At 65.7% G+C, this 18,403-nt stretch carries 17 protein-coding genes and 2 pseudogenes; 5 read left to right on the forward strand and 14 right to left on the reverse strand.

The window, feature by feature from the left end; genetic code table 11:
• Positions 1-32: 32 nt before the first annotated feature.
• From argC to K1X41_RS03750, 7 genes and pseudogenes are all read right to left on the reverse strand, one after another.
• Positions 33-1,084 (reverse strand): annotated as a pseudogene (argC, locus tag K1X41_RS03720) (N-acetyl-gamma-glutamyl-phosphate reductase).
• An 86-nt stretch (positions 1,085-1,170) separates the two neighbouring features.
• The gene (locus tag K1X41_RS03725) at positions 1,171-1,962 is read right to left on the reverse strand and encodes an enoyl-CoA hydratase-related protein (protein WP_220175347.1); all 792 of its coding nucleotides are present in this window, start codon (positions 1,960-1,962) and stop codon (positions 1,171-1,173) included.
• Between the two features lie 71 nt (positions 1,963-2,033).
• Positions 2,034-3,167, reverse strand: a complete 1,134-nt coding sequence (locus tag K1X41_RS03730) for a bifunctional 2-methylcitrate synthase/citrate synthase (RefSeq protein ID WP_220175348.1) — start codon at positions 3,165-3,167, stop codon at positions 2,034-2,036.
• Positions 3,168-3,287: 120 nt separating this feature from the next.
• Positions 3,288-4,199, reverse strand: coding sequence for a methylisocitrate lyase (gene prpB, locus K1X41_RS03735; protein WP_133616174.1), 912 nt, complete (start codon positions 4,197-4,199; stop codon positions 3,288-3,290).
• Positions 4,199-5,737, reverse strand: a complete 1,539-nt coding sequence (locus K1X41_RS03740) for an MmgE/PrpD family protein (protein ID WP_220175349.1) — start codon at positions 5,735-5,737, stop codon at positions 4,199-4,201. Before K1X41_RS03740 ends, prpB begins: the two co-directional genes overlap by 1 nt.
• Positions 5,734-6,390 carry a GntR family transcriptional regulator gene (locus K1X41_RS03745; RefSeq protein WP_132204923.1) on the reverse strand — a complete coding sequence of 219 codons (657 nt, stop codon included), beginning with the start codon at positions 6,388-6,390 and terminating at the stop codon, positions 5,734-5,736. The genes K1X41_RS03740 and K1X41_RS03745 overlap by 4 nt, the downstream gene beginning before the upstream one ends.
• A 126-nt stretch (positions 6,391-6,516) precedes the next feature.
• Entirely contained in the window at positions 6,517-7,440 is a 924-nt protein-coding gene (locus tag K1X41_RS03750) for a VOC family protein (RefSeq protein ID WP_220175350.1), read from the reverse strand.
• A 177-nt stretch (positions 7,441-7,617) separates the two neighbouring features.
• Between K1X41_RS03750 and K1X41_RS03755 the strand changes: the two genes are divergently transcribed.
• On the forward strand, positions 7,618-8,043 hold the full coding sequence (locus tag K1X41_RS03755) for a VOC family protein (RefSeq protein ID WP_309478067.1): 426 nt from the start codon (positions 7,618-7,620) through the stop codon (positions 8,041-8,043).
• Between the two features lie 27 nt (positions 8,044-8,070).
• Here K1X41_RS03755 and K1X41_RS03760 read toward each other — a convergent pair whose 3' ends face one another.
• The 3 genes and pseudogenes from K1X41_RS03760 to pheS all read right to left on the reverse strand — a co-directional run bounded on the left by K1X41_RS03760 (position 8,071) and on the right by pheS (position 12,128).
• Positions 8,071-8,502 (reverse strand): DUF6891 domain-containing protein, encoded by a 432-nt coding sequence (locus K1X41_RS03760; RefSeq protein ID WP_220175351.1) that lies wholly within the window; start codon positions 8,500-8,502, stop codon positions 8,071-8,073.
• Between the two features lie 7 nt (positions 8,503-8,509).
• On the reverse strand, positions 8,510-11,089 hold the full coding sequence (gene pheT, locus K1X41_RS03765) for a phenylalanine--tRNA ligase subunit beta (RefSeq protein ID WP_220175352.1): 2,580 nt from the start codon (positions 11,087-11,089) through the stop codon (positions 8,510-8,512).
• Positions 11,089-12,128, reverse strand: a pseudogene (gene pheS, locus K1X41_RS03770) (phenylalanine--tRNA ligase subunit alpha). Before pheS ends, pheT begins: the two are co-directional and overlap by 1 nt.
• 135 nt (positions 12,129-12,263) lie before the next feature.
• On the opposite strand from pheS, the gene K1X41_RS03775 reads away from it, so the two are divergent.
• The 4 genes from K1X41_RS03775 to K1X41_RS03790 all read left to right on the forward strand — a co-directional run bounded on the left by K1X41_RS03775 (position 12,264) and on the right by K1X41_RS03790 (position 15,667).
• Positions 12,264-12,905 (forward strand): hypothetical protein, encoded by a 642-nt coding sequence (locus K1X41_RS03775; RefSeq protein WP_220175353.1) that lies wholly within the window; start codon positions 12,264-12,266, stop codon positions 12,903-12,905.
• A 112-nt stretch (positions 12,906-13,017) separates the two neighbouring features.
• The gene (locus K1X41_RS03780) at positions 13,018-13,785 is read left to right on the forward strand and encodes a copper resistance CopC family protein (protein ID WP_220175354.1); all 768 of its coding nucleotides are present in this window, start codon (positions 13,018-13,020) and stop codon (positions 13,783-13,785) included.
• Complete coding sequence (locus tag K1X41_RS03785) at positions 13,782-14,408, forward strand: copper chaperone PCu(A)C (protein WP_258566637.1); 627 nt, start codon at positions 13,782-13,784, stop codon at positions 14,406-14,408. Before K1X41_RS03780 ends, K1X41_RS03785 begins: the two co-directional genes overlap by 4 nt.
• Before the next feature lie 2 nt (positions 14,409-14,410).
• Positions 14,411-15,667, forward strand: a complete 1,257-nt coding sequence (locus K1X41_RS03790; protein ID WP_220175355.1) for a Dyp-type peroxidase — start codon at positions 14,411-14,413, stop codon at positions 15,665-15,667.
• Positions 15,668-15,997: 330 nt separating this feature from the next.
• On the opposite strand, the gene K1X41_RS03795 is transcribed toward K1X41_RS03790, so the two are convergent.
• The 4 genes from K1X41_RS03795 to infC form a co-directional block, all read right to left on the reverse strand.
• Positions 15,998-16,795, reverse strand: a complete 798-nt coding sequence (locus K1X41_RS03795) for a TrmH family RNA methyltransferase (RefSeq protein WP_132204909.1) — start codon at positions 16,793-16,795, stop codon at positions 15,998-16,000.
• A 183-nt stretch (positions 16,796-16,978) separates the two neighbouring features.
• Positions 16,979-17,365 (reverse strand): 50S ribosomal protein L20, encoded by a 387-nt coding sequence (gene rplT, locus K1X41_RS03800; protein WP_132204907.1) that lies wholly within the window; start codon positions 17,363-17,365, stop codon positions 16,979-16,981.
• A 50-nt stretch (positions 17,366-17,415) separates the two neighbouring features.
• On the reverse strand, positions 17,416-17,610 hold the full coding sequence (gene rpmI, locus K1X41_RS03805; RefSeq protein ID WP_132204905.1) for a 50S ribosomal protein L35: 195 nt from the start codon (positions 17,608-17,610) through the stop codon (positions 17,416-17,418).
• A 78-nt stretch (positions 17,611-17,688) separates the two neighbouring features.
• Positions 17,689-18,267, reverse strand: coding sequence for a translation initiation factor IF-3 (gene infC / locus K1X41_RS03810; RefSeq protein WP_243736011.1), 579 nt, complete (start codon positions 18,265-18,267; stop codon positions 17,689-17,691).
• Between the last annotated feature and the right edge of the window lie 136 nt (positions 18,268-18,403).

The following is an 18,403-nucleotide window of genomic DNA, read 5'->3' on the forward strand; positions in this document are numbered from 1 at the left end:
TGGGTGCGAGCGGGGGTGAGACTGGAGCGTGGTTACGGTGCGACACCGTCGACGCTCAGGCCGGTGCGCTCGGGCAGGCCAAGGGCGATGTTGGCCGATTGGATCGCAGCGCCTGCCGTGCCCTTCGCCAGATTGTCGAGCGCTGCGACCACGACAACGCGGCCGGCTGCCTCATCGACCACGACGCCCATCAGGCAGGTATTCGCGCCGAGGGTGTCGGCTGTGCGCGGGTACTCCCCTCGGGCAGCACGTGCACGAAGGGCTCCTCGGCATACGCATTCACCCAGGCAGCGCGGACCTCAGCGGCAGTGACACCGGGCGCGAGCTTCGCAGTCGATGTGGCGAGGATCCCGCGGCTCATGGGCACGAGCACCGGGGTGAAGCTCAGCGTGACATCACCGCGGGCTCCAGCTCCGCGAAGAGCCTGCTGGATCTCGGGGATATGGCGGTGCGTGCCTCCGACGGCGTAGGGATTCGCGGTGCCCATGAGCTCGGCCCCGAGCAGGTGAGTCTTCGCTGCCTTGCCAGCGCCCGAGGGGCCGACTGCGAGCACGGAAACGATATCGTCCGCTGCGATCACGCCGGCAGCGATGCCTGGGGCGAGCGACAGCGCGACTGTGGATGCGTTGCAGCCCGGCGCCGCGATCCGCGTTGCGCCGATGAGTGCCTGACGTTGCCGAGATCCGGTGGTGCTGGTAAGCAGCTCTGGCACCCCATAGCTCCAGGCCTCGTGATGTTCGCCGCCGTAAAACTTCGCCCAGTCTGCTGCGTTCGTGAGACGGTGATCCGCGCCACAATCGACTGCGAGCCGCACATTCGTCAGCTGCGCGGTGAGAGCGCCGGAAGCACCGTGCGGCAGGGCAAAGAATACGATGTCGTGGCCATCGAGCACCTCTGGCGTCGTTTCGCGGAGCGTGAGGTGTGCGAGTGAGCGCAGATGCGGCTGCGTGGCAATCAGTGGCTGCCCAGCGCTCGAGTGCCCGGTCACTGTGCGCACCTCGAACTCAGGGTGGCCTGCAAGCAGCCGCAGTAGCTCACCTCCGGCGTACCCAGATGCTCCTGCAACCGCCACGCTGTACGTCATCGACGCTCCTTCCGCATGCGAACCCCTCTATTCTGGCACCTCAGCGCGCGCCGGGTGACCGGGGTGGACAGGTGGGCCGGGATCACCTATCGGTGAGTGAAGTTCGGTTCCCGCTTCTCGGTAAACGCGCGCATGCCCTCTTTCTGGTCGTCCGTCGCGAACGCGGCTGCGAAGGCGAGGCGCTCGAAGCGCAGCCCTTCAGAGAGCGGCATCTCCTGCGCGGCCTGCAGTGCGTCCTTCGCGGCGTACAGTGCCGGCAGCGATTTTGAGGCGATCGTCGCGGCGGTGTGCTCGACGTCTGCGAGGAACTCGTCCGCGGGGATCACCCGCGCGACGAGGCCTGAGCGCTCCGCCTCGTCCGCGCGCATCGTGCGGCCGGTGAGCACCATCTCAGCGGCCTTCGCTTTGCCGATCGCGCGCGGCAGCCGCTGCGAGCCGCCGAAGCCCGGCAGCACGCCGAGATTGATCTCGGGCTGGCCAAACTTCGCGGTGTCCGCTGCGAGAATGAAGTCGCACATCATCGCGAGTTCGCAGCCACCGCCGAGCGCGAAGCCTGCCACGGCTGCGATCACCGGAGTGCGCATCCGTTCGAAGCCACCCCAGCCGGGGAACGGGCCACCGACGAGCATCTCGGCGTAGCCCTGATCCGCCATCTCTTTGATGTCCGCGCCAGCTGCGAATGCGCGCTCGGAGCCGGTGATCACGATGCAGCCGATCTCGGGCGACGCATCAAAAATCATCGCCGCGTCAATAAGCTCGGTGACGAGCACCGAGTTCAGTGCGTTCAGCGCCTCGGGCCGATCCAGCGTGATCCAGCCCACGCGTCCGCGCGCCTCCGCCAGAATGGTCGTGTACTCCGCGCTCGTCTGCTCGGTCATCGTTGATCCTCTCGCTTGGGGCCGCTGGGGCTTTGCCCAGCACATGCGTGCTCTGGGCTGCTCGTCCTACGCTACCGCGCGCCAGGCACCTGGCGCTCATCGACCCCGTTGTAGGCGGACAGTGGCCGGATCAACGCGTTCGCCGCGGCCTGCTCCATGATGTGCGCAGTCCAGCCGGTGACCCGCGCTGCCACGAAGAGCGGGGTGAAGATCTCAGTGTCGAAGCCGAGCAGGTGGTACGCCGGGCCAGAGGGATAGTCGAGATTCGGGTAGATCCCCTTGCGCGCTACAAACTCTTTTTCAAGCGTCTCGTAGAGCGACGCGAGATCCGTCCGTCCGCTCTCTTCGAGGAGCACGTTCAGTGCTGCGTGCATCGTCGGCACCCGCGAGTCGCCGTGTTTGTACACCCGGTGACCGAAGCCCATGATTTTCCGCTTCTCGGTGAGCGCCCGCTCCAGCCACGGCACCACGTTGTCAGCGGTGCCGACCTCCTCGAAGATGTGCATCACGGCTTCGTTGGCTCCGCCGTGCAGCGGCCCCTTCAGCGCGCCAATTGCGCCAACCACCGCCGAGTACAGATCCGACGTGGTGGAGGCAATCACGCGCGCCGTGAATGTCGAGGCGTTGAACGAGTGCTCGGCGTACAGCACGAGCGACACTCGGAACACGTCGACCGCGGCCTCCGATGGTAGCTCCCCAAACGTCATCCAGAGGAAGTTGCTGGAGTAATCGAGATCCTCGCGCGGCGGAATCGGGTCTTGCCCGCGGCGGCGGCGCTGCACGGCAGCCACGATCGTGGGAAGCTGCGCGAACAGGTATGCGGCACGGCCCAGATCCAACTCGCGATTCGTCCACCCGCCAGGCCGGTGCAGCGTGCCATCGAAAGTGCCGAGCTGGCTCACTGCAGTGCGCACCAGATCCATCGGATGCGCATCGACCGGCATCGTGTCGAGCAGCGCTGTGGTGCGCGCATCGAGCGGCCGGAGGGACCGCTCCAGCTGCTCGAACTCCGCTCGCTGCGAAGGCGTCGGCAGTTCTCCGTACCACAGCAGATAGGCGACGGCCTCGAACGACTGTGTCGCCGCGAGTTCCTGCACCGGATAGCCGCGATACAGCAGGCTATTGGACTCCGGGTTGACCTTTGAGATCGCCGTCTCGTCGGCGACAACTCCGGCGAGACCCTTCATGATTGCAGTGTCAGACATTTGCGCTCCTTTGCGGCGTGGTGCAGGTCGGTCGGTGGATCCGGATCCCGGAGCTGCGGCACGAGCTCCCGTCGCGGCACAGCGCCACAGTCGCGCCCGGATCCGGATCCCAAAAAGTGGCTAGCGCTCCACTTCGAAGGTAAAGATGTTCGAGTCGAAGTGACTGTACTCCTCGTAATCGATGAGATCATAGAGATCGGCGCGGTGCTGCATCTCGTCGAGCTTGCCGGTGAGGTGGCCCTCCTCGTTCAGCGTGTCGAGTGCGCGCCCGGTGGCCCCCATCGCGATCCGGAGCATCGACACTGGCCAGATCACGATGTTCACGCCGATGTCCGCGAGCTGCTGCGACGAGAACAGCTCGCTCTTGCCGAACTCGGTCATGTTCGCGAGGATCGGAACGTCGACTGCTGCGCGCATCGCCTCGAACTCGGCGAGCGTGCGCATCGCCTCGGGGAAGATCGCGTCCGCGCCGGCGTCGACGAGCGCTTTCGCGCGGTCTGTCGCGAGCCGGAGACCTGCTTCGCCCTGCTCCGTCGCGCGGATATCAGTGCGCGCCATGATCAGGAAGTTCTCATCACGGCGCGCATCGACAGCCGCGCGGATCCGCTTGATCGCTGTCCCCTCGTCAACGACGGCCTTCCCGTCCAGGTGGCCGCAGCGCTTCGGGTTGATCTGATCCTCGATATGGGCGCCAGCGAGCCCTGCGTCTTCGAGGGTCTGAATCGTGCGGGCCACGTTCATCGGTTCACCGAAGCCGGTGTCGGCGTCCACGATCGCAGGCAGCTCAGTCATCCGCGCAATCTGCTGCGCGCGGCCGGCGACCTCGGTGAGCGTGGTGAGCCCAATATCGGGCAACCCGAGGTCTGCAGACAGCACGGCACCCGAGATGTAGACCCCCTCGAAGCCTTTGCGCTCGATCAGCCGGGCGGAGAGCGGGTTGAAAGCGCCTGGGAACCGGAGCAGTTCGCCGGTTGCGAGCCGCTCACGGAAGATTCGACGCTTCTCAGCGGGAGTGGTTGTGGCGTACAGCATTAGAACAGTCCTTTCGGCGCCGCCGCGAGATCGAGGAGGCCAGGTCGTGCAACGATGTTGAGTTCACGCACCTCCGCGATAGTGAGCTCTGGCAGCCGCTGCACGAGCTCAAGGAAGCGGTCGATCTCTTCTGGGGCGAGCACCGGCTCGGCCAGGATCCGGAACTTGGTGATGTAGTTCTCGCGGGCGAACGGCCTGGCGCCCAGCGGGTGCGCATCGGCCACAGCGATCTCGTCGACGACTGTGGTGCCGTCGGTCAGCTCGATCTCCACGCGACCACCAAACGCCTTCTCGGCAGGATCCTCAGAGTGGTAGCGCCGCGTCCACTCGGCGTCCTCCGCGGTCGTGATCTTCTGCCACAGCGCGACAGTGTCCGCGCGGCCAGCCCGCGCTGGGGCATAGGAGTCGACGTGGTGCCAGCCCCCGTCCTGCAGCGCAACGGCGAAGATGTACGGGATCGAGTGATCGAGCGTCTCGCGTGAGGCGGTCGGGTCATACTTCTGCGGATCGTTCGCACCCGATCCGATCACGAAGTGGGTGTGGTGGCTCGTATGGAGCACGATCCGCGCGATGTTCGCGGGATCGGCGAGCTCGGGGCGTTCACCGTGCAGCTTCCGGGCGAGGTCGATCCACGCCTGCGCCTGGTACTCGGCCGAGTGCTCTTTCGTGTAGCTGTCGAGGATTGCGCGCTTCGGCTCGCCCGCGACTGGCAGCGGCACGTCGTAGGAGGCGTTCGGGCCGTCGAGCAGCCAGGCGATCACGCCGTCTTCACCCTCGTAGATGGGGCTCGGCGAGGTCTGGCCGCGCATCGCCCGATCCACCGCTTCGATCGCCATCTTGCCCGCGAAAGCCGGGGCGTGCGCTTTCCATGTCGAGATCTCTCCCTTGCGGCTCTGGCGGGTTGCGGTCGTGGTGTGCAGGCCCTGGCCGACCGCCTGGTAAATCGTCTCGGCGTCGAGGCCGAGCAGCGTCCCGATCCCTGCGGCGGCGGAGGGGCCGATGTGCGCGACGTGGTCGATCTTGTGCGCGTGCAGGCAGATCGAGCGCACCAAATCCATTTGGATCTCGTAGCCCGTGGCGATGCCACGCACGAGGGCGGCGCCATCCTTGCCAACGTGCTGGGCGACCGCGAGGATCGGCGGAATATTGTCACCGGGGTGGGAGTACTCGGCCGCGAGGAAGGTGTCATGGTAGTCGAGCTCGCGCACGGCAACGCCGTTGGCCCAGGCGGCCCACTCGGGACTGGTGCGCGCGCTGGCGTCGGCGGTGCCGTCGATGCCGAAGATACTCGCGCCTGATCCGCCAGTGGAAACGGGGTGCGCGAGCGCTTGCGCCCTGGCAGCGATGATGGGGGCACGAGTGAGTGATGCTGCGGCGACAGCGGCGTTATCGATCACTCGGTTGATGATCATGTCAGCCACGTCAGCATCGACAGCGACGGGATCGACGGCGACCTCCGCGATCTTCCAGGCGAGCTGTTCGGTGCGGGGCAGCTCTTCGTCACTCCGGTACACACGGACGTGGTGGGTGGTGGTCATGCTGGTCCTTCCGAAACGGGCGAAGCGGCGATCGAACTCAGAATCGCAGCGAGGGCGTGGTGCAGGTGCACGTGGGTGGCGTGGGCGGCGAGCTCCGCGTCGCCACGAGCGATCGCGTCGGCAATGAGCGCGTGCTCGGTGACAGACGCGCGCAAGCGATCCGCGTTGTCGCGTGCGATGCGCCTGGCGCGGGCGAGGTGGGCCCGGATGGGGCGCAACGCTTGAGTGAGGTAGGCATTGTCGACAGCGGTATCGAGCGCCTCGTCGAAGCGGGCAATCAGCGCGTAGTAGTCATCGGCCGCACTGTTGTTTGCCTCTGGGCGGGCGGCACGGAAGTCTGCGGCGAGCGCGGCGAACCGCGCGCGATTGCCGCGGGCGGCGGCAAGGCGTGCCGCAGTTTCTTCGAGGGCGCGGCGGGTCTCGAACAGGGCGCGGATATCGGCGGCGTCGAAGCCCGCGACGACGAGGACGCGGGCGGACTGCTGCCGCACGAGGCCGTCTGCGACGAGCCGGGCGATCGCCTCGCGCATCGGGGTCCTGCTGACACCGAGGCGCGCGGACTGTTCAACCTCGCCGATCACGGCGCCAGGGGCGAGCTCTCCGCTCTGGATCTCCTCAACGATAGCGCGGTAGGCGCGATCACTCGCTCGCATGGGATCCCCTCTCAGACACCCCCAGCGTATACATAATCGCATTTAGGAGCAAGCGGTCTGCATATTTCTGCACTGAGTGTATACGCTACGCCTTTCCCTGTCGCCTCGGCGCTCCCACTGCAGGGCTTAGATCTCGGCGATGATCAGCTTCTTCATCTGCAGCATGTGCGGAAAGGCGTCGGGCCGCTCCATCAGCTCTCCCATGTTCTCCGGCACGATTTGCCAGCTCACCCCAAATTTGTCTGCCAGCCAGCCGCACTGTTCTGCTTCCGGTACCGCCGAGAGCGCCTCCCACAGCCGGTCGATCTCCTCCTGATCCTCACACTTCACTTCGAGCGAGACACCGCAGCTGAACGACTCCTGTTGCTCCACGCCAGAGTCCATCGCTGCGAACCACTGTTCCCCGATCCGGAACTCGCCAAACATGAGCGCATCAGCCGAGGCCGGACCCGTTGACTCACCGTAGGGTGCGCGCATCCCCGCCGCGGCGTTCGAGAAGACGCTCACATAGAAGTCGATCGCCTCGGCTGCCCGGTTCTGCACGCCCGCGCCAAACAACAGCGAGGGAATCACGAACGGACGCGGGTCTCCTGCCGGGTCCGTGAGCATCAGCTGCCAGTTCACACCGTACCTATCGGCGACCCAGCCGTAGCGTGCGCTGAACGGATACTCGCCAAGCGGCATCAGCACCTCACCACCGTCCGCAAGCGCCTCCCAGGTGGCGTCGAGCTCCGCGCGCGCAGCAAGGACTCCGCCAGAGTAGTTCAGGGGGTCGAAGTTCAGCATCAGCGAGATTGACTGGTTCGGGCGAAACTCATCTCCCGCGTTCACGAGCGTCAGTCGGTACCCTCCTACGCTCACGGCGACCGTGAGCGGTTCCCCCGCAAGCGGCTCCTGGAATGGGAGCAGCCCGGTCGTGGGATAGCGCGACTCGATCTCGAATGAGGTATTCGGAAGAGCCTGCGAGTAGAAGCTCCCTGCGTCCCCCGCCGTACCACTGCACCAGATGTTCGGCACAATCCGCTGTGCTGCCAGACTTTGAGTATCCATGATGTCTCCCCCACTTCTGACGGCACGCCGCCGCGCGATCGGGTGACCGCTCTGCCCTCAGTATCCGCCTGCGCAAGTCATCGCCACAAGCGGAAATTTCCCAGTGACATGAATACGCGGAAGGCGGAGAATAGCGGTGACGCAGGCGTCCAATGCTCGCGCACGACGATAGGTGCAATGATGACGATCCGACTCAACCCGTACCTCAACTTCCACGGCACCGCACGGGAAGCGCTCGAGTTCTATCAGTCGGTGCTCGGCGGCTCGCTGAATATCATGAACTACGACTCGATTCCCGGCGTGATGGGCGATGCGGACGAGGGCGACAAAGTGATGCACGGCCAACTCGACACCGAGGACGGCCTCACCCTCATGGCAGCTGACCTCCCAGCCTCACTCGCAGACTCGCCCGACGCGTCACTCGGAGGGGTGTCGATCACGCTCTCTGGAACCGATGAGCGTATCCGCGACGCTTGGGACGCGCTGACCGAGGGCGGCACCATCGTTGAGCCCTTCGCCGAGGCGCCATGGGGTGACACGTTCGGGATGCTCGTCGATCGCTTCGGCGCCCGCTGGATGCTCAGCCTGGAAAAAGCCGAATGAACTCAGAGTCGAGCGGAGCCCTGGGTGCTACGGCTCCAGCAGAGCGACACCGCTCAGCAACACCCGGGTGGCGAGGTCGCGATTCCAGGTGACCGTAACGCCGTGACGCTCCAGCACGGGAAAGACTTCGTCGAGCAGCAGTGCCGTCACGAATTCCGCGTAGCGAGACTCTTGTGCTGCCTCCGGGAGTGATTCCCACTCGTCCCCGGTGACATAGGCATCCAGAAATGCCCCATAGCTGACGTGAGTATCTCCGTCCCACGCGATGTTGCCAGCGTCCTGCGTGTCGAAGAACAGGTAGCCGCGCCACACGCGAGAGTCGTCTCGTGCAGCCCCGATCTCCGCATCACCGCACGAACCGCAGCAGGGGAACGCCTCGCGCGCAAGCACACCGATCTCCCCGAGCGCGGCAAACGCCGGTGCCAGCGTGGACACCGGCGCCGCCGCTTGCTCGGTCACAGCGACGCTACTCGCGCAGCTTGGCGTCGAACGCGAGTTCAGCGGCGGACACACCAGCGAGCTTCGCAGCGCTCGCTTCTTCCGCTTTCAGCGTGCGATCCACTGCTCGGAAGCGCAGTGCAAACGTCAATGCCTTCTGCTCATCCGGGATCCCCGCACCACGGTAGTCATCGACGATCCGTGCGCTTTCGAGCAGCTCACCCGCACCAGCAGCCACGACTGCCAACACGTCACCGGCAGGCACCTCGGCAGCCACCACGAGCGTCAGATCCTGTGTTGCCGCGGGATACGTTGACAACTGGTGCGTTTCGGGCTCGCGAGGAGCAAGCTCGATCAGCCGATCCAGATCCAGCTCGAACGCCGCAACTCGACCGGGCAAGTGGTATGCCGCGCTGAGCTCGGGAAGCAGCTCGCCGGCCACACCGACAACTTCAAGGCCGTCAGCAACACGCACGCTCAGCTCTGCGGTGCGACCAGGGTGGAACGCACGGTGCGCGCCCTGCGTCACCACAAGATCAGCAGACACCGCGCCCGCCGCGATCTTCGCGGCGTCGAGCGCGTCAGCCCAGTCAATTTCCCGGGCATGCTCCCCAGGCTGCTTCGCAATTGCATCGCCGATGAGGAGACCAGCGGCGCGGCGCGGCTGCGCGGGAACTGAAGCGTACAGTGCCGCGAGAGTCTCGGCATCCGGCTTCTCAGCCAGCGGCGGCACCCCCTCAGTGCCGAGGTTGTTGCCAGGTACGAAGACGGCTCCAAACTCCACGAGCGACAGATCGGTGAGACCACGAGACACATTCCGCTGCGCAGCCGTCACGAGCCCCGGCAGCAGCGAGCGCCGCATGAACGGCGCCTCTCCGTCGAGCGGGTTCGCGAGCTTCACAGCCGGAACTGCTGCGGTCTGTGCATCGTCGCCCTGCGCCACCCCGTCGATCACGGGCACGACGGCCTCGACGCCAGCGCCGAAGTCCGTGAGCTGTGTGCGGGTCACAAACGGGTAGCTCTGCACCTCGTCGAGACCTGCCGCAGTGACGACGTTCGCCGCGCGACGGCGCAGCCGCTGCGCTCGGGTCAGCCCGCGTCCTGGCGGTGCAACAGGCAGCACCGAGGGGATCCGGTCGTAGCCAACCACGCGCGCGACTTCCTCAACGAGATCCGCTGGGCGAGTGAGGTCCGAGCGCCAGCTCGGCGGGGTGACACGAATCTCGCCGGCCGCTCCCTCGACAATGGTGCACCCGATCATCTCGATCGCGGCACGCGCTTCAGCGTCGGTGTAGTCGGCGCCCATCAGGCCGTTAATGCGCGCGAGCGGCAGCCGGATCTCGGGCGCCTCCCAGGGTGCACTCAACTCTGCGCCGAGCGCATCGGGCGTGCCGCCGGCAAGCTCGACCAGCAGGTCAACCATGCGCTGCGCCGCCGCGCGGGCCACGAGCGGATCAACGCCACGTTCGAAGCGCTTCGATGCCTCACTCGGCAGCTTGTGCCGGCGCGAAGTACGCGCAATCGACACGGGATCAAATGTGGCGGCCTCGATGAGCACATCGGTGGTGGTGTCGTCGACCTTCGTCGATTCGCCGCCCATGACGCCGGCGAGGCCGATCACACCGGACTCATCGGTGATCACCAGATCCTCAACGCTCAGCGTGCGCTCAGCGCCGTCGAGCGTCATCAGCGTCTCGCCCGCGGCCGCGCGCCGCACCGTGATGCCACCGCTCAGTTTCGAAATGTCATAGGCGTGCAGCGGCTGACCGAGTTCGAGCATCACATAGTTCGAGATGTCGACCTCAAGCGACAGGCTGCGAATACCAGCAAGCTGCAGGCGCGCCACCATCCACGCCGGCGTCGGGCGCGACTGATCGATCCCCCGGACCGTGCGAGCGATGAAGCCAGCGGCACCGACACGACCCCGGATCGGCGCCTGATCATCAATCACGACTGAGAATCCGGAGCCGGAGACCGGAGTCACGGCGGCCGCAGGATCGGTGAATGCCGCCCCGGTCGAGTGGGACACCTCGCGTGCCACGCCGCGAATGGAGAACGCATAGCCTCGATCCGGCGTCACGTTGATCTCGACCGCGCTCTGATCAAGTCCGAGTAGGGCTTTTGCGTCTGCGCCGGGCTCAGCGTCGATCCCGAGCCGCGACAGCACGATGATGCCATCGTGATCCTCGCCAAGCGTCAGCTCACGCGCGGAAGCGATCATGCCGTCTGAAACGTGGCCGTAGGTCTTGCGCGCGGAGATCTCGAACCCACCGGGCAGCACAGCTCCCGGCAGGCTCACGACCACGCGGTCGCCCGCGTCGAAGTTGTGAGCGCCGCACACAATGCCGCGCACATCTTCGCCACCGTCGGCAGCGCGCTCGCCAGCAGGCGCGACCCGCACCTGGCACCAGTTGATCGTCTTGCCGTTGGAGTGCTCCTCCGGCTCGCGCGACAGGACCTCGCCGACCACGACGGGACCGGTGACATCAAAGCGGCGGATATCTTCTTCTTCGAAGCCGACACGCACCAGATCGGCGTGCACCTGCTCGGGTGTGACATCCGCGGGAAGCTCGACAAACTCGCCGAGCCAGCTGAGTGGAACGCGCATTAGACCAGTCCTCCGAACTGACGGTTGAAGCGGACGTCGCCCTCGACCATGTCTCTCATGTCATTGATATCGTGGCGGAACTGCAGAGTGCGCTCGATCCCCATTCCAAATGCGAAGCCCTGGAATTCTTCTGGATCGATGCCGGCCGCAGCGAGCACGCGCGGATCAACCATGCCGCAGCCACCCCACTCGACCCAGCGCGCACCGCCCTTGGCGTTCGGCTGCCACACGTCCATCTCAGCGGACGGCTCGGTGAATGGGAAGAAGTTTGGGCGCAGCCGGATCTCGGCTTCCGCACCGAACATCTGGCGCGCAAAGTGCTCAAGCGTGCCGCGCAGGTGCGCCATTGTCAGGCCACGATCGATCGCGATGCCCTCAATCTGATGGAACACGGGGGTGTGCGTCGCATCGAGCTCATCGGTGCGGTACACGCGGCCGGGAGCCACGACGTAGACGGGCAATTCGCGCTCCAGCAGCGAGCGGATCTGCACGGGCGACGTGTGTGTGCGCAGCAGCAGGTGCCGATCGGCCGGCTCCACGAAGAACGTGTCCTGCATCGCGCGTGCCGGGTGATCCGGATCGAAGCCGAGCGCGTCGAAGTTGAACCACTCGTGCTCGATCTCCGGCCCCTCAGCGACCTCCACCCCATGCCGACGAAAATATCGGCGGCTTCTTCTTGCAACTGGGCAAGCGGGTGCCGTGACCCTGCGCGCTGGCGCGACGGGGCCGCGGTGACGTCGACGGTTTCTGCGACGAGCCGCGCGGCTGCTTCCTGTTCGGCGAGCTCCGCCTCGCGGGCCTTATAGGCGCCCTCGACACGGCCACGGGCTTGGCCCATCACCTTGCCAGTTGCTGCTTTCTCGTCCTTCGGGACGTCACGCATTTTGGCGTTGAGCTGCGCGATGGCGGAGCCGTCTCCTGCGTGCTCGGTGCGGGCGGTTTTCAGCGCGGCGACGGAGTCCGCTGCGGCGAACGCTGCGAGCGCCGCCTCGACGGCCGCGTCGGCGGCTTCCTGGGTGATCGGATTGAGGTCTGACACAGGGAGTGAGTCTACCCTGTACGCCGGCCACAGCGCTGCGCTCACCCCAGATCGCGGTGCGCTGCGCAGCATCCCAGACCGCACGCTGTGCTGCCAGGTGCACGGCAGCGACCCGGTAGCCGTAGAATGGTCGACATGCTGAGCACGCGACCCGCAACGCGCGCTCACCCGACACCTCGGGTGAGCCGTGGCCAACGGGTGTTGCGTGGCTCGCTCGGCGCCGTGGTCGCAACACTCCTCGCGGCAGCCTCACACGGCCTCGCGGGTGGCGTGATTACCTGGGCTTCAGTAGCAGCGACCATCATCTTCACACTCCCGCTGTGCGTCGCGTTTGCCGGCAAGGTCGGTTCTCTCTGGCGACTCACCACTGCCGTCGCAGCCGCTCAGTTCCTCTACCACTGGATGTTTGCGGGCCTGGGCCTCGCGAGCGGCGCTGGGCCCCAGGCCGGCATTCCCGCGGCCCCACACGCAGCGCACCTCGCCACGCTGCAGAGCTTCTCTCCAGATCTCGCGAGCGCAGGCGCCGCCGATGCTGCCATGTGGCTCGGCCACGCGATCGCTGCCATCGCCACCATCGGGCTGCTGCACCGGGGTGAGCGCGCGTTCCTCGCGCTGCGGCATGCCCTTCGCCGTGTTCTTCCTGACCGAGCATCTCGCACGCCTGCCCCGCTTGCGCGACCCGTGCGCGCCCTCGGAGTCCTCGCCGAGGTCACGCTGCGTGACCGTCTCCTCACGGCCTCCGCGATCACCCGCCGCGGCCCGCCGCGCTGCGCCTGATCGCACCCCACACCATTTCGCGCCCGGTACTCCACGGATGGGATCGCGCACTCATGCGCACCATCCCGGGCGCACATCGTCCCGGCGAACGCCGGAATACCTGAGGAGACCCATGTCTCGCACTACCCACACATCACACACCCGTTCGCTTACTTCGAGGCGCCGCAGTCTCGTGAGCGCTACGGCGGTCGCGCTTCTCGCGGGAGCCGCCACCTTCGGCATCGCTGCACCTGCGCTTGCCCACGATGAACTACTCAGCACCGATCTTATTCTGAATGATGCAGGCACCGAGCTGGAGTCGTTCCAACTCACCTTCAGCAACAGCATCATTGAGGTCGGCACTGAGATTGTCGTGACGAGCGTTGACGGAGCCGATATCTCAGACGGTGCTCCGCAGATCGCCGGCCCCGTTGTGACTCAGCCGCTGACCGCCGATCTCGCCCCCGGCTCGTACACGGCAGCGTGGCGCGTCGTCTCAAGTGATGGCCACCCGATCGACGGCGCTTTTGGAATCGAGATCCCGGCGAACGGCGTCGCGGACGCAGCGATTACGGAGCCGGATCCCCAATCGACTCAGGACGAAGCGGATCACGAGCACGCAGAAGGCGATCACGAGCACGCGGCTGGCACGGAGCACGATGACCACGGATCCACTGCGGATGCGGACGCTGCTGCGAATGAGGGAGCAGGCCTCCCCGTTGGTGGCATCATCGCGGCGTCCATCGGCGGCCTCATCGTCGTCGCAGGCGGCGTCGGTGCCGCGATCTTCGCCAACCGTCGCCGAGCGCAGGGCATGGCGGCAGACGCGGCCCGTGCTGCAGAGTCATCGGCTCCAGAACATGTTGACGGAAACACCTCAGCTGAAGGGGACACCAAATGAGCCAGAGTTCCAGCGTGGTGCGCCGCACCGCCACACGCATCACCATGCTCTCAGGCGCTGCACTCGCGGCGGCGCTCGTGTTCAGCGGCTGCTCAGCGGCTCCGGCGCCCACAGACACCGGGGCGAACTCCGAGTCCACGAAGACCGCTGCGGCGGCGTTTGAACTCACTGACGGCTGGGCGAAGTCGGGCGACGGGATGACCGGAGTCTTCGGCACTCTCACAAACTCCGGTGCGAAGGACCTCACCCTCGTGAGCGTCGCGAGCCCCGCCGCGAAGGACATTCAGTTGCATGAGACCGTCACCTCGGGCTCGACTGCCACGATGCGCGAGATCGATGGCGGTTTTGTGATTCCAGCCGGTGGCTCCTTCGAGCTCGTGCCCGGCGGCAACCACATCATGTTTATGGACATGCCGAAGCCGCTCGTGGCCGGCGAGGAAGTTGAACTCACGCTGACGTTCGACGACGGATCGGTGGGTGAGACGAGTGTGATCGTGAAGGACTATGCGGGCGCACAAGAGAACTACGAGGACATGGAGGGCATGGGCGAGGATGCGTCCAGCATGGATCATGACGGGTCCAGCGACACCTCTGGGATGACCGAGGGTGACTCAAATGAGTGACCGTGTCTCCCGATAGCCAGCCGACCGCAGCGTCGCCCGAAGCCCGCGAATCGCGGCGCTTCGGGCGACGTGCCCTGCTGACCGGCGGTGCGGCAGGAGCCGGGCTTGGCGCAGCACTGGGGTTCGGTGCCGCGCTCGGGATTCCCGGGCTCCGCGACACCCCTACCGCTCGTGCTGTCGAGTTCGGGGGTGAATCGCTCCCCTGCCACGGCGTCCACCAGGCTGGGATCACCACTCCTCCGACCGCGCACCAACGCTATGTCGCATACACGCTGAGGCCCGAGACGGATCGAGACGCGCTCACGCGCATGTTTCGGATTCTGACTGGCGACATTGAGGGACTCACCTCAGGGGTCGCGCCACTCGCCGATTCAGAGCCGGAACTCGCGGCTCGGCCGGCACGGCTCACAATCACCATCGGGGTGGGGCAAACACTCGTGGAACGGGTGGATCCTGAGTTGCGGCCGAAGTGGCTCGCGCCGCTGCCGAAGTTCAGCAGGGATCGGTTTTCAGGCTCTTATGACGGGGGCGATCTCCTGGTGTTGCTGCAGGCCGACGATCCATTGCCGCTCGCGCACGCGGCGCGCATGCTCGATCGCGATCTGCGGAGCTTTGCGACGCACTCCTGGACCCAGCAGGGATTCCGCCAGGCGCGCGAGGCCGAAGCGGACGGTACCACGATGCGCAACCTGATGGGTCAGGTCGACGGCACCATCAATCCCCGGCCGAAGGATGAGGACTTCGCTGACCTCGTGTGGTTGACCGGATCCGGCACCGCGAGTGACGGAAACCCGGGCTGGCTTGCCGGTGGTTCCGCGCTGGTGTTCCGCAGAATCCGGATGGAGCTCGATACCTGGGACCAGATTGATCGCCCAGGGCGAGAACAGACGATCGGTCGTACGCTCAGTGACGGGGGTCCGCTGACAGGAGGCTCCGAGCACACTCCGGTGGACTATGAGGCAACGAACGAGTTCGGTCTCCCCGTCGTCCCGGCATACGCACACATCCGACGTGCACGCTCGGAAGACCCCGGAGAGCGAATCTTCCGCCGAGCGGTGAACTACGACGACGGAGGCGAGTCCGGGCTCTTGTTTGCCTGCTATCAACGCGATCCGCTGTCGCAGTATGTTCCGATTCAAGAGCGGCTCGACGAACTCGACCTCCTCAACGAGTGGGTGACACACACGGGGTCCGCGGTGTTCGCAATACTGCCCGGTTTCACACCAGAGCGCGGGCTGGGCGCGACGCTCCTCACGTAGCGCCGCAGCCTCGCTCTCCAGCATCTGAGGCACAGGGTCGAGTCGTCCTGTGCCTCAGATGTTTCGTGTGGCAAGCAGACCGGGCTCCCACCCGCGATAGGCGCCTACTGCGCCCGCTCTCTGCTCCCGAGTTCCTTCCAGGAGCCCGCGCACCCCCGCCCGCTCGGAGCTCGCGCACTGTGAAGCGCCCCGCACAGAGCTCCGTTCCGTGCTCGAGCATGGCGCCGAAAATGAGCGAGCTCGCCGCAGCGCATCGTCCGTCGACCGTCCGGGCACGGGACCCTCAGATCGAGAGGCTGGCGAAACCGAGTGAGGTGCGCCTGACTTCGCTTACGCGCGCTGCGCGAACGCGGTCTCGTAGATCAACACGCTTGCGGCGGTCGCGAGATTCAGTGACTCCGCCTGACCATAGATCGGAAGCTTCACTGACCGATCGGTGAGCTCGCGCTCCGTATCGGTGAGCCCGCGGGCCTCGTTGCCGAACACCCACGCGGTCGGACCAGCAAGCACGCCCTCGCTCCGAGCCTCAAGCAGGTCGGTGCCCCGCACATCTGCGGCAAGTGTGGTCAGGCCAGCGGCGCTCGCTGCGGCTACGACCGCAGCAAGATCAGGGGCGACCACGACGGGCAGGTGAAACAGAGACCCGGTCGTAGAGCGCACCACTTTCGGGTGGAACGGGTCGATGCTCTCGCCGGCGAACACGACGGCATCGGCACCGGCCGCGTCGGCCGCGCGGAGTACCGCACCCGCGTTGCCCGGATCCCGCACCTCGTGCATGATGACGACGAGGCGGGCATCAGTAAACGCTTCTTCGAGGCTCAGCTCCCAGGTCTGCGCCACGGCGACGACGCCCTGCGGCGACACCGTCTCGGTCATGGCCGTCAGCACCTCGCGCGTGACTCGTTCGAGCTCGATCCCTCCGTCTGAGGCGAGACGATCAATCTCGTGCTGCCACGGCTCGTTTCCCGTCGTCGCGAAGACGACCTCAGCGAGGCCCGGCCGGTAGGCGAGCAACTCGCGTACGGCCTGCGGGCCCTCAACGAGGAAGCGCCCATACTCCTGACGTTCCTTCTTGCGGGCAAGAGCTGCGGTCTTCTTGACACGAACTGACTTCGGGTTTTCCATCACGGTCCCACACTACCTGGCCTGTCTCCCCGCCGCGGGCGGCCTCCGAGGCGCGGCGCGCGGGTCTCCCCACCTCCCCCTGTCCCGTCGACGGCGGAGAAGGCTCCCTCATACGCCCTCCCCCGTGCACGCAGAAGGCCCCGTCCAAACGGACGGGGCCTTCTGACCTGGTGCGAGATGCCGAGCTTACGCGGCAGCCTTCGGTGCCGAGGTATCCTCGGGCAGAGCCTTCTTCGCAACCTCAACGAGCGTCGCGAATGCGGCGGGCTCGTTGGTCGCCAGCTCGGAGAGCATACGGCGGTCAACCTCGACGCCAGCAATGCTGAGGCCCTGGATGAAGCGGTTGTAGGTCAGGCCGTTGGCGCGAGCACCAGCGTTGATGCGCTGGATCCACAGGCGACGGAAATCGCCCTTCTTCTTGCGACGGTCATTGTACGCGTAGACGAGGGAGTGAGTAACCTGCTCCTTGGCCTTGCGGTACAGGCGTGAACGCTGTCCGCGGTAGCCCTCGGCGCGCTCAAGGATTACGCGACGCTTCTTGTGGGCATTTACCGCCCGCTTTACTCTTGCCATTTCAGTTCTTCCTTACAAAATCCGTGATGAAAAGCTTCAGAACTCGAGCCTTAGTGGCCGAGCATCTTCATGGCCTGCTTGGCGTCGCCCTTGGAGAGCATCTGATCAGCACCGAGACGGCGCTTGCGACGCGAGGACTTCACCTCAAGGTTGTGGCGAAGGCCGGCGCGCTGCTTCTTCAGCTTGCCGGTACCGGTCAGCTTGAAGCGCTTCTTGGCCCCAGAGTGGGTCTTCTGCTTTGGCATCGATTTCTCCTTGTTGTGTGCGCGCCCGAAGGCTGCGTTGTGCACGGCGGCAACTCACCGGGTGAGCTGCGGCCGATGTTATTCAGCGGTGGGCTCGGCCGACGAGGAGTCACCCTCGGAGGCCTTGTCCGCTTTCCGCGTGGCTTTTTCCTCGGCGCGGCGAGCGTTGAGCTCTGCCTTGGCCTCGGACTTGTTCTTGAGCGGAGCGATGACCATCACCATGTTGCGGCCATCGATCCGGGGCGAGGACTCGACTGTGCCGAACTCGGCAATGTCCTCGGCAAACTGCTGCAGGAGACGAACACCCTGCTCGGGGCGCGACTGCTCGCGTCCGCGGAAGAGGATCATGGCCTTCACCTTGTCACCCTGGGCGAGGAACCCAATCGCACGCTTCGTCTTGGTCTCGTAATCGTGCTTGTCGATCTTGAGCCGGAACCGGACCTCTTTGAGGATCGTGTTCGCCTGGTTACGACGTGCTTCTTTGGCCTTCTGAGCAGCTTCGTACTTGAACTTCCCAAAGTCCATGATCTTGGCGACCGGGGGCTTCGAGTTCGGTGCGACCTCGACGAGATCGAGATCGGCGTCAGCCGCCATGCGCAGTGCGGTCTCAATCGGCACGACACCGACTTGCTCGCCACTGGCACCAACCAGTCGCACCTCGGTGACGCGGATTCTGTCATTCGTACGGGGATCGCTGATCGCCGGCTCCTCTGCTTCAGTGTGAGCACTCCCCGGAGGGGGAGGCCGTGGCCACTTCCCTGTGGGAAGTCACGGCGAGAGGAAGATCCGGACC

Origin of the sequence: Leucobacter luti (genome assembly GCF_019464495.1) — a bacterium.
Lineage (GTDB): Bacteria > Actinomycetota > Actinomycetes > Actinomycetales > Microbacteriaceae > Leucobacter > Leucobacter luti_A.

Coding starts and splice junctions, on each gene's coding strand:
- rplT (WP_132204907.1), bottom strand. CDS start 17,365: ATGGCAAGAGTAAAGCGGGCGGTAAATGCCCACAAGAAGCGTCGCGTA.
- K1X41_RS03725 (WP_220175347.1), bottom strand. CDS start 1,962: ATGACCGAGCAGACGAGCGCGGAGTACACGACCATTCTGGCGGAGGCG.
- pheT (WP_220175352.1), bottom strand. CDS start 11,089: ATGCGCGTTCCACTCAGCTGGCTCGGCGAGTTTGTCGAGCTTCCCGCG.
- K1X41_RS03755 (WP_309478067.1), top strand. CDS start 7,618: ATGATGACGATCCGACTCAACCCGTACCTCAACTTCCACGGCACCGCA.
- K1X41_RS03775 (WP_220175353.1), top strand. CDS start 12,264: ATGCTGAGCACGCGACCCGCAACGCGCGCTCACCCGACACCTCGGGTG.
- K1X41_RS03740 (WP_220175349.1), bottom strand. CDS start 5,737: ATGACCACCACCCACCACGTCCGTGTGTACCGGAGTGACGAAGAGCTG.
- K1X41_RS03730 (WP_220175348.1), bottom strand. CDS start 3,167: ATGTCTGACACTGCAATCATGAAGGGTCTCGCCGGAGTTGTCGCCGAC.
- K1X41_RS03785 (WP_258566637.1), top strand. CDS start 13,782: ATGAGCCAGAGTTCCAGCGTGGTGCGCCGCACCGCCACACGCATCACC.
- K1X41_RS03750 (WP_220175350.1), bottom strand. CDS start 7,440: ATGGATACTCAAAGTCTGGCAGCACAGCGGATTGTGCCGAACATCTGG.
- K1X41_RS03780 (WP_220175354.1), top strand. CDS start 13,018: ATGTCTCGCACTACCCACACATCACACACCCGTTCGCTTACTTCGAGG.
- prpB (WP_133616174.1), bottom strand. CDS start 4,199: ATGCTGTACGCCACAACCACTCCCGCTGAGAAGCGTCGAATCTTCCGT.
- K1X41_RS03745 (WP_132204923.1), bottom strand. CDS start 6,390: ATGCGAGCGAGTGATCGCGCCTACCGCGCTATCGTTGAGGAGATCCAG.
- rpmI (WP_132204905.1), bottom strand. CDS start 17,610: ATGCCAAAGCAGAAGACCCACTCTGGGGCCAAGAAGCGCTTCAAGCTG.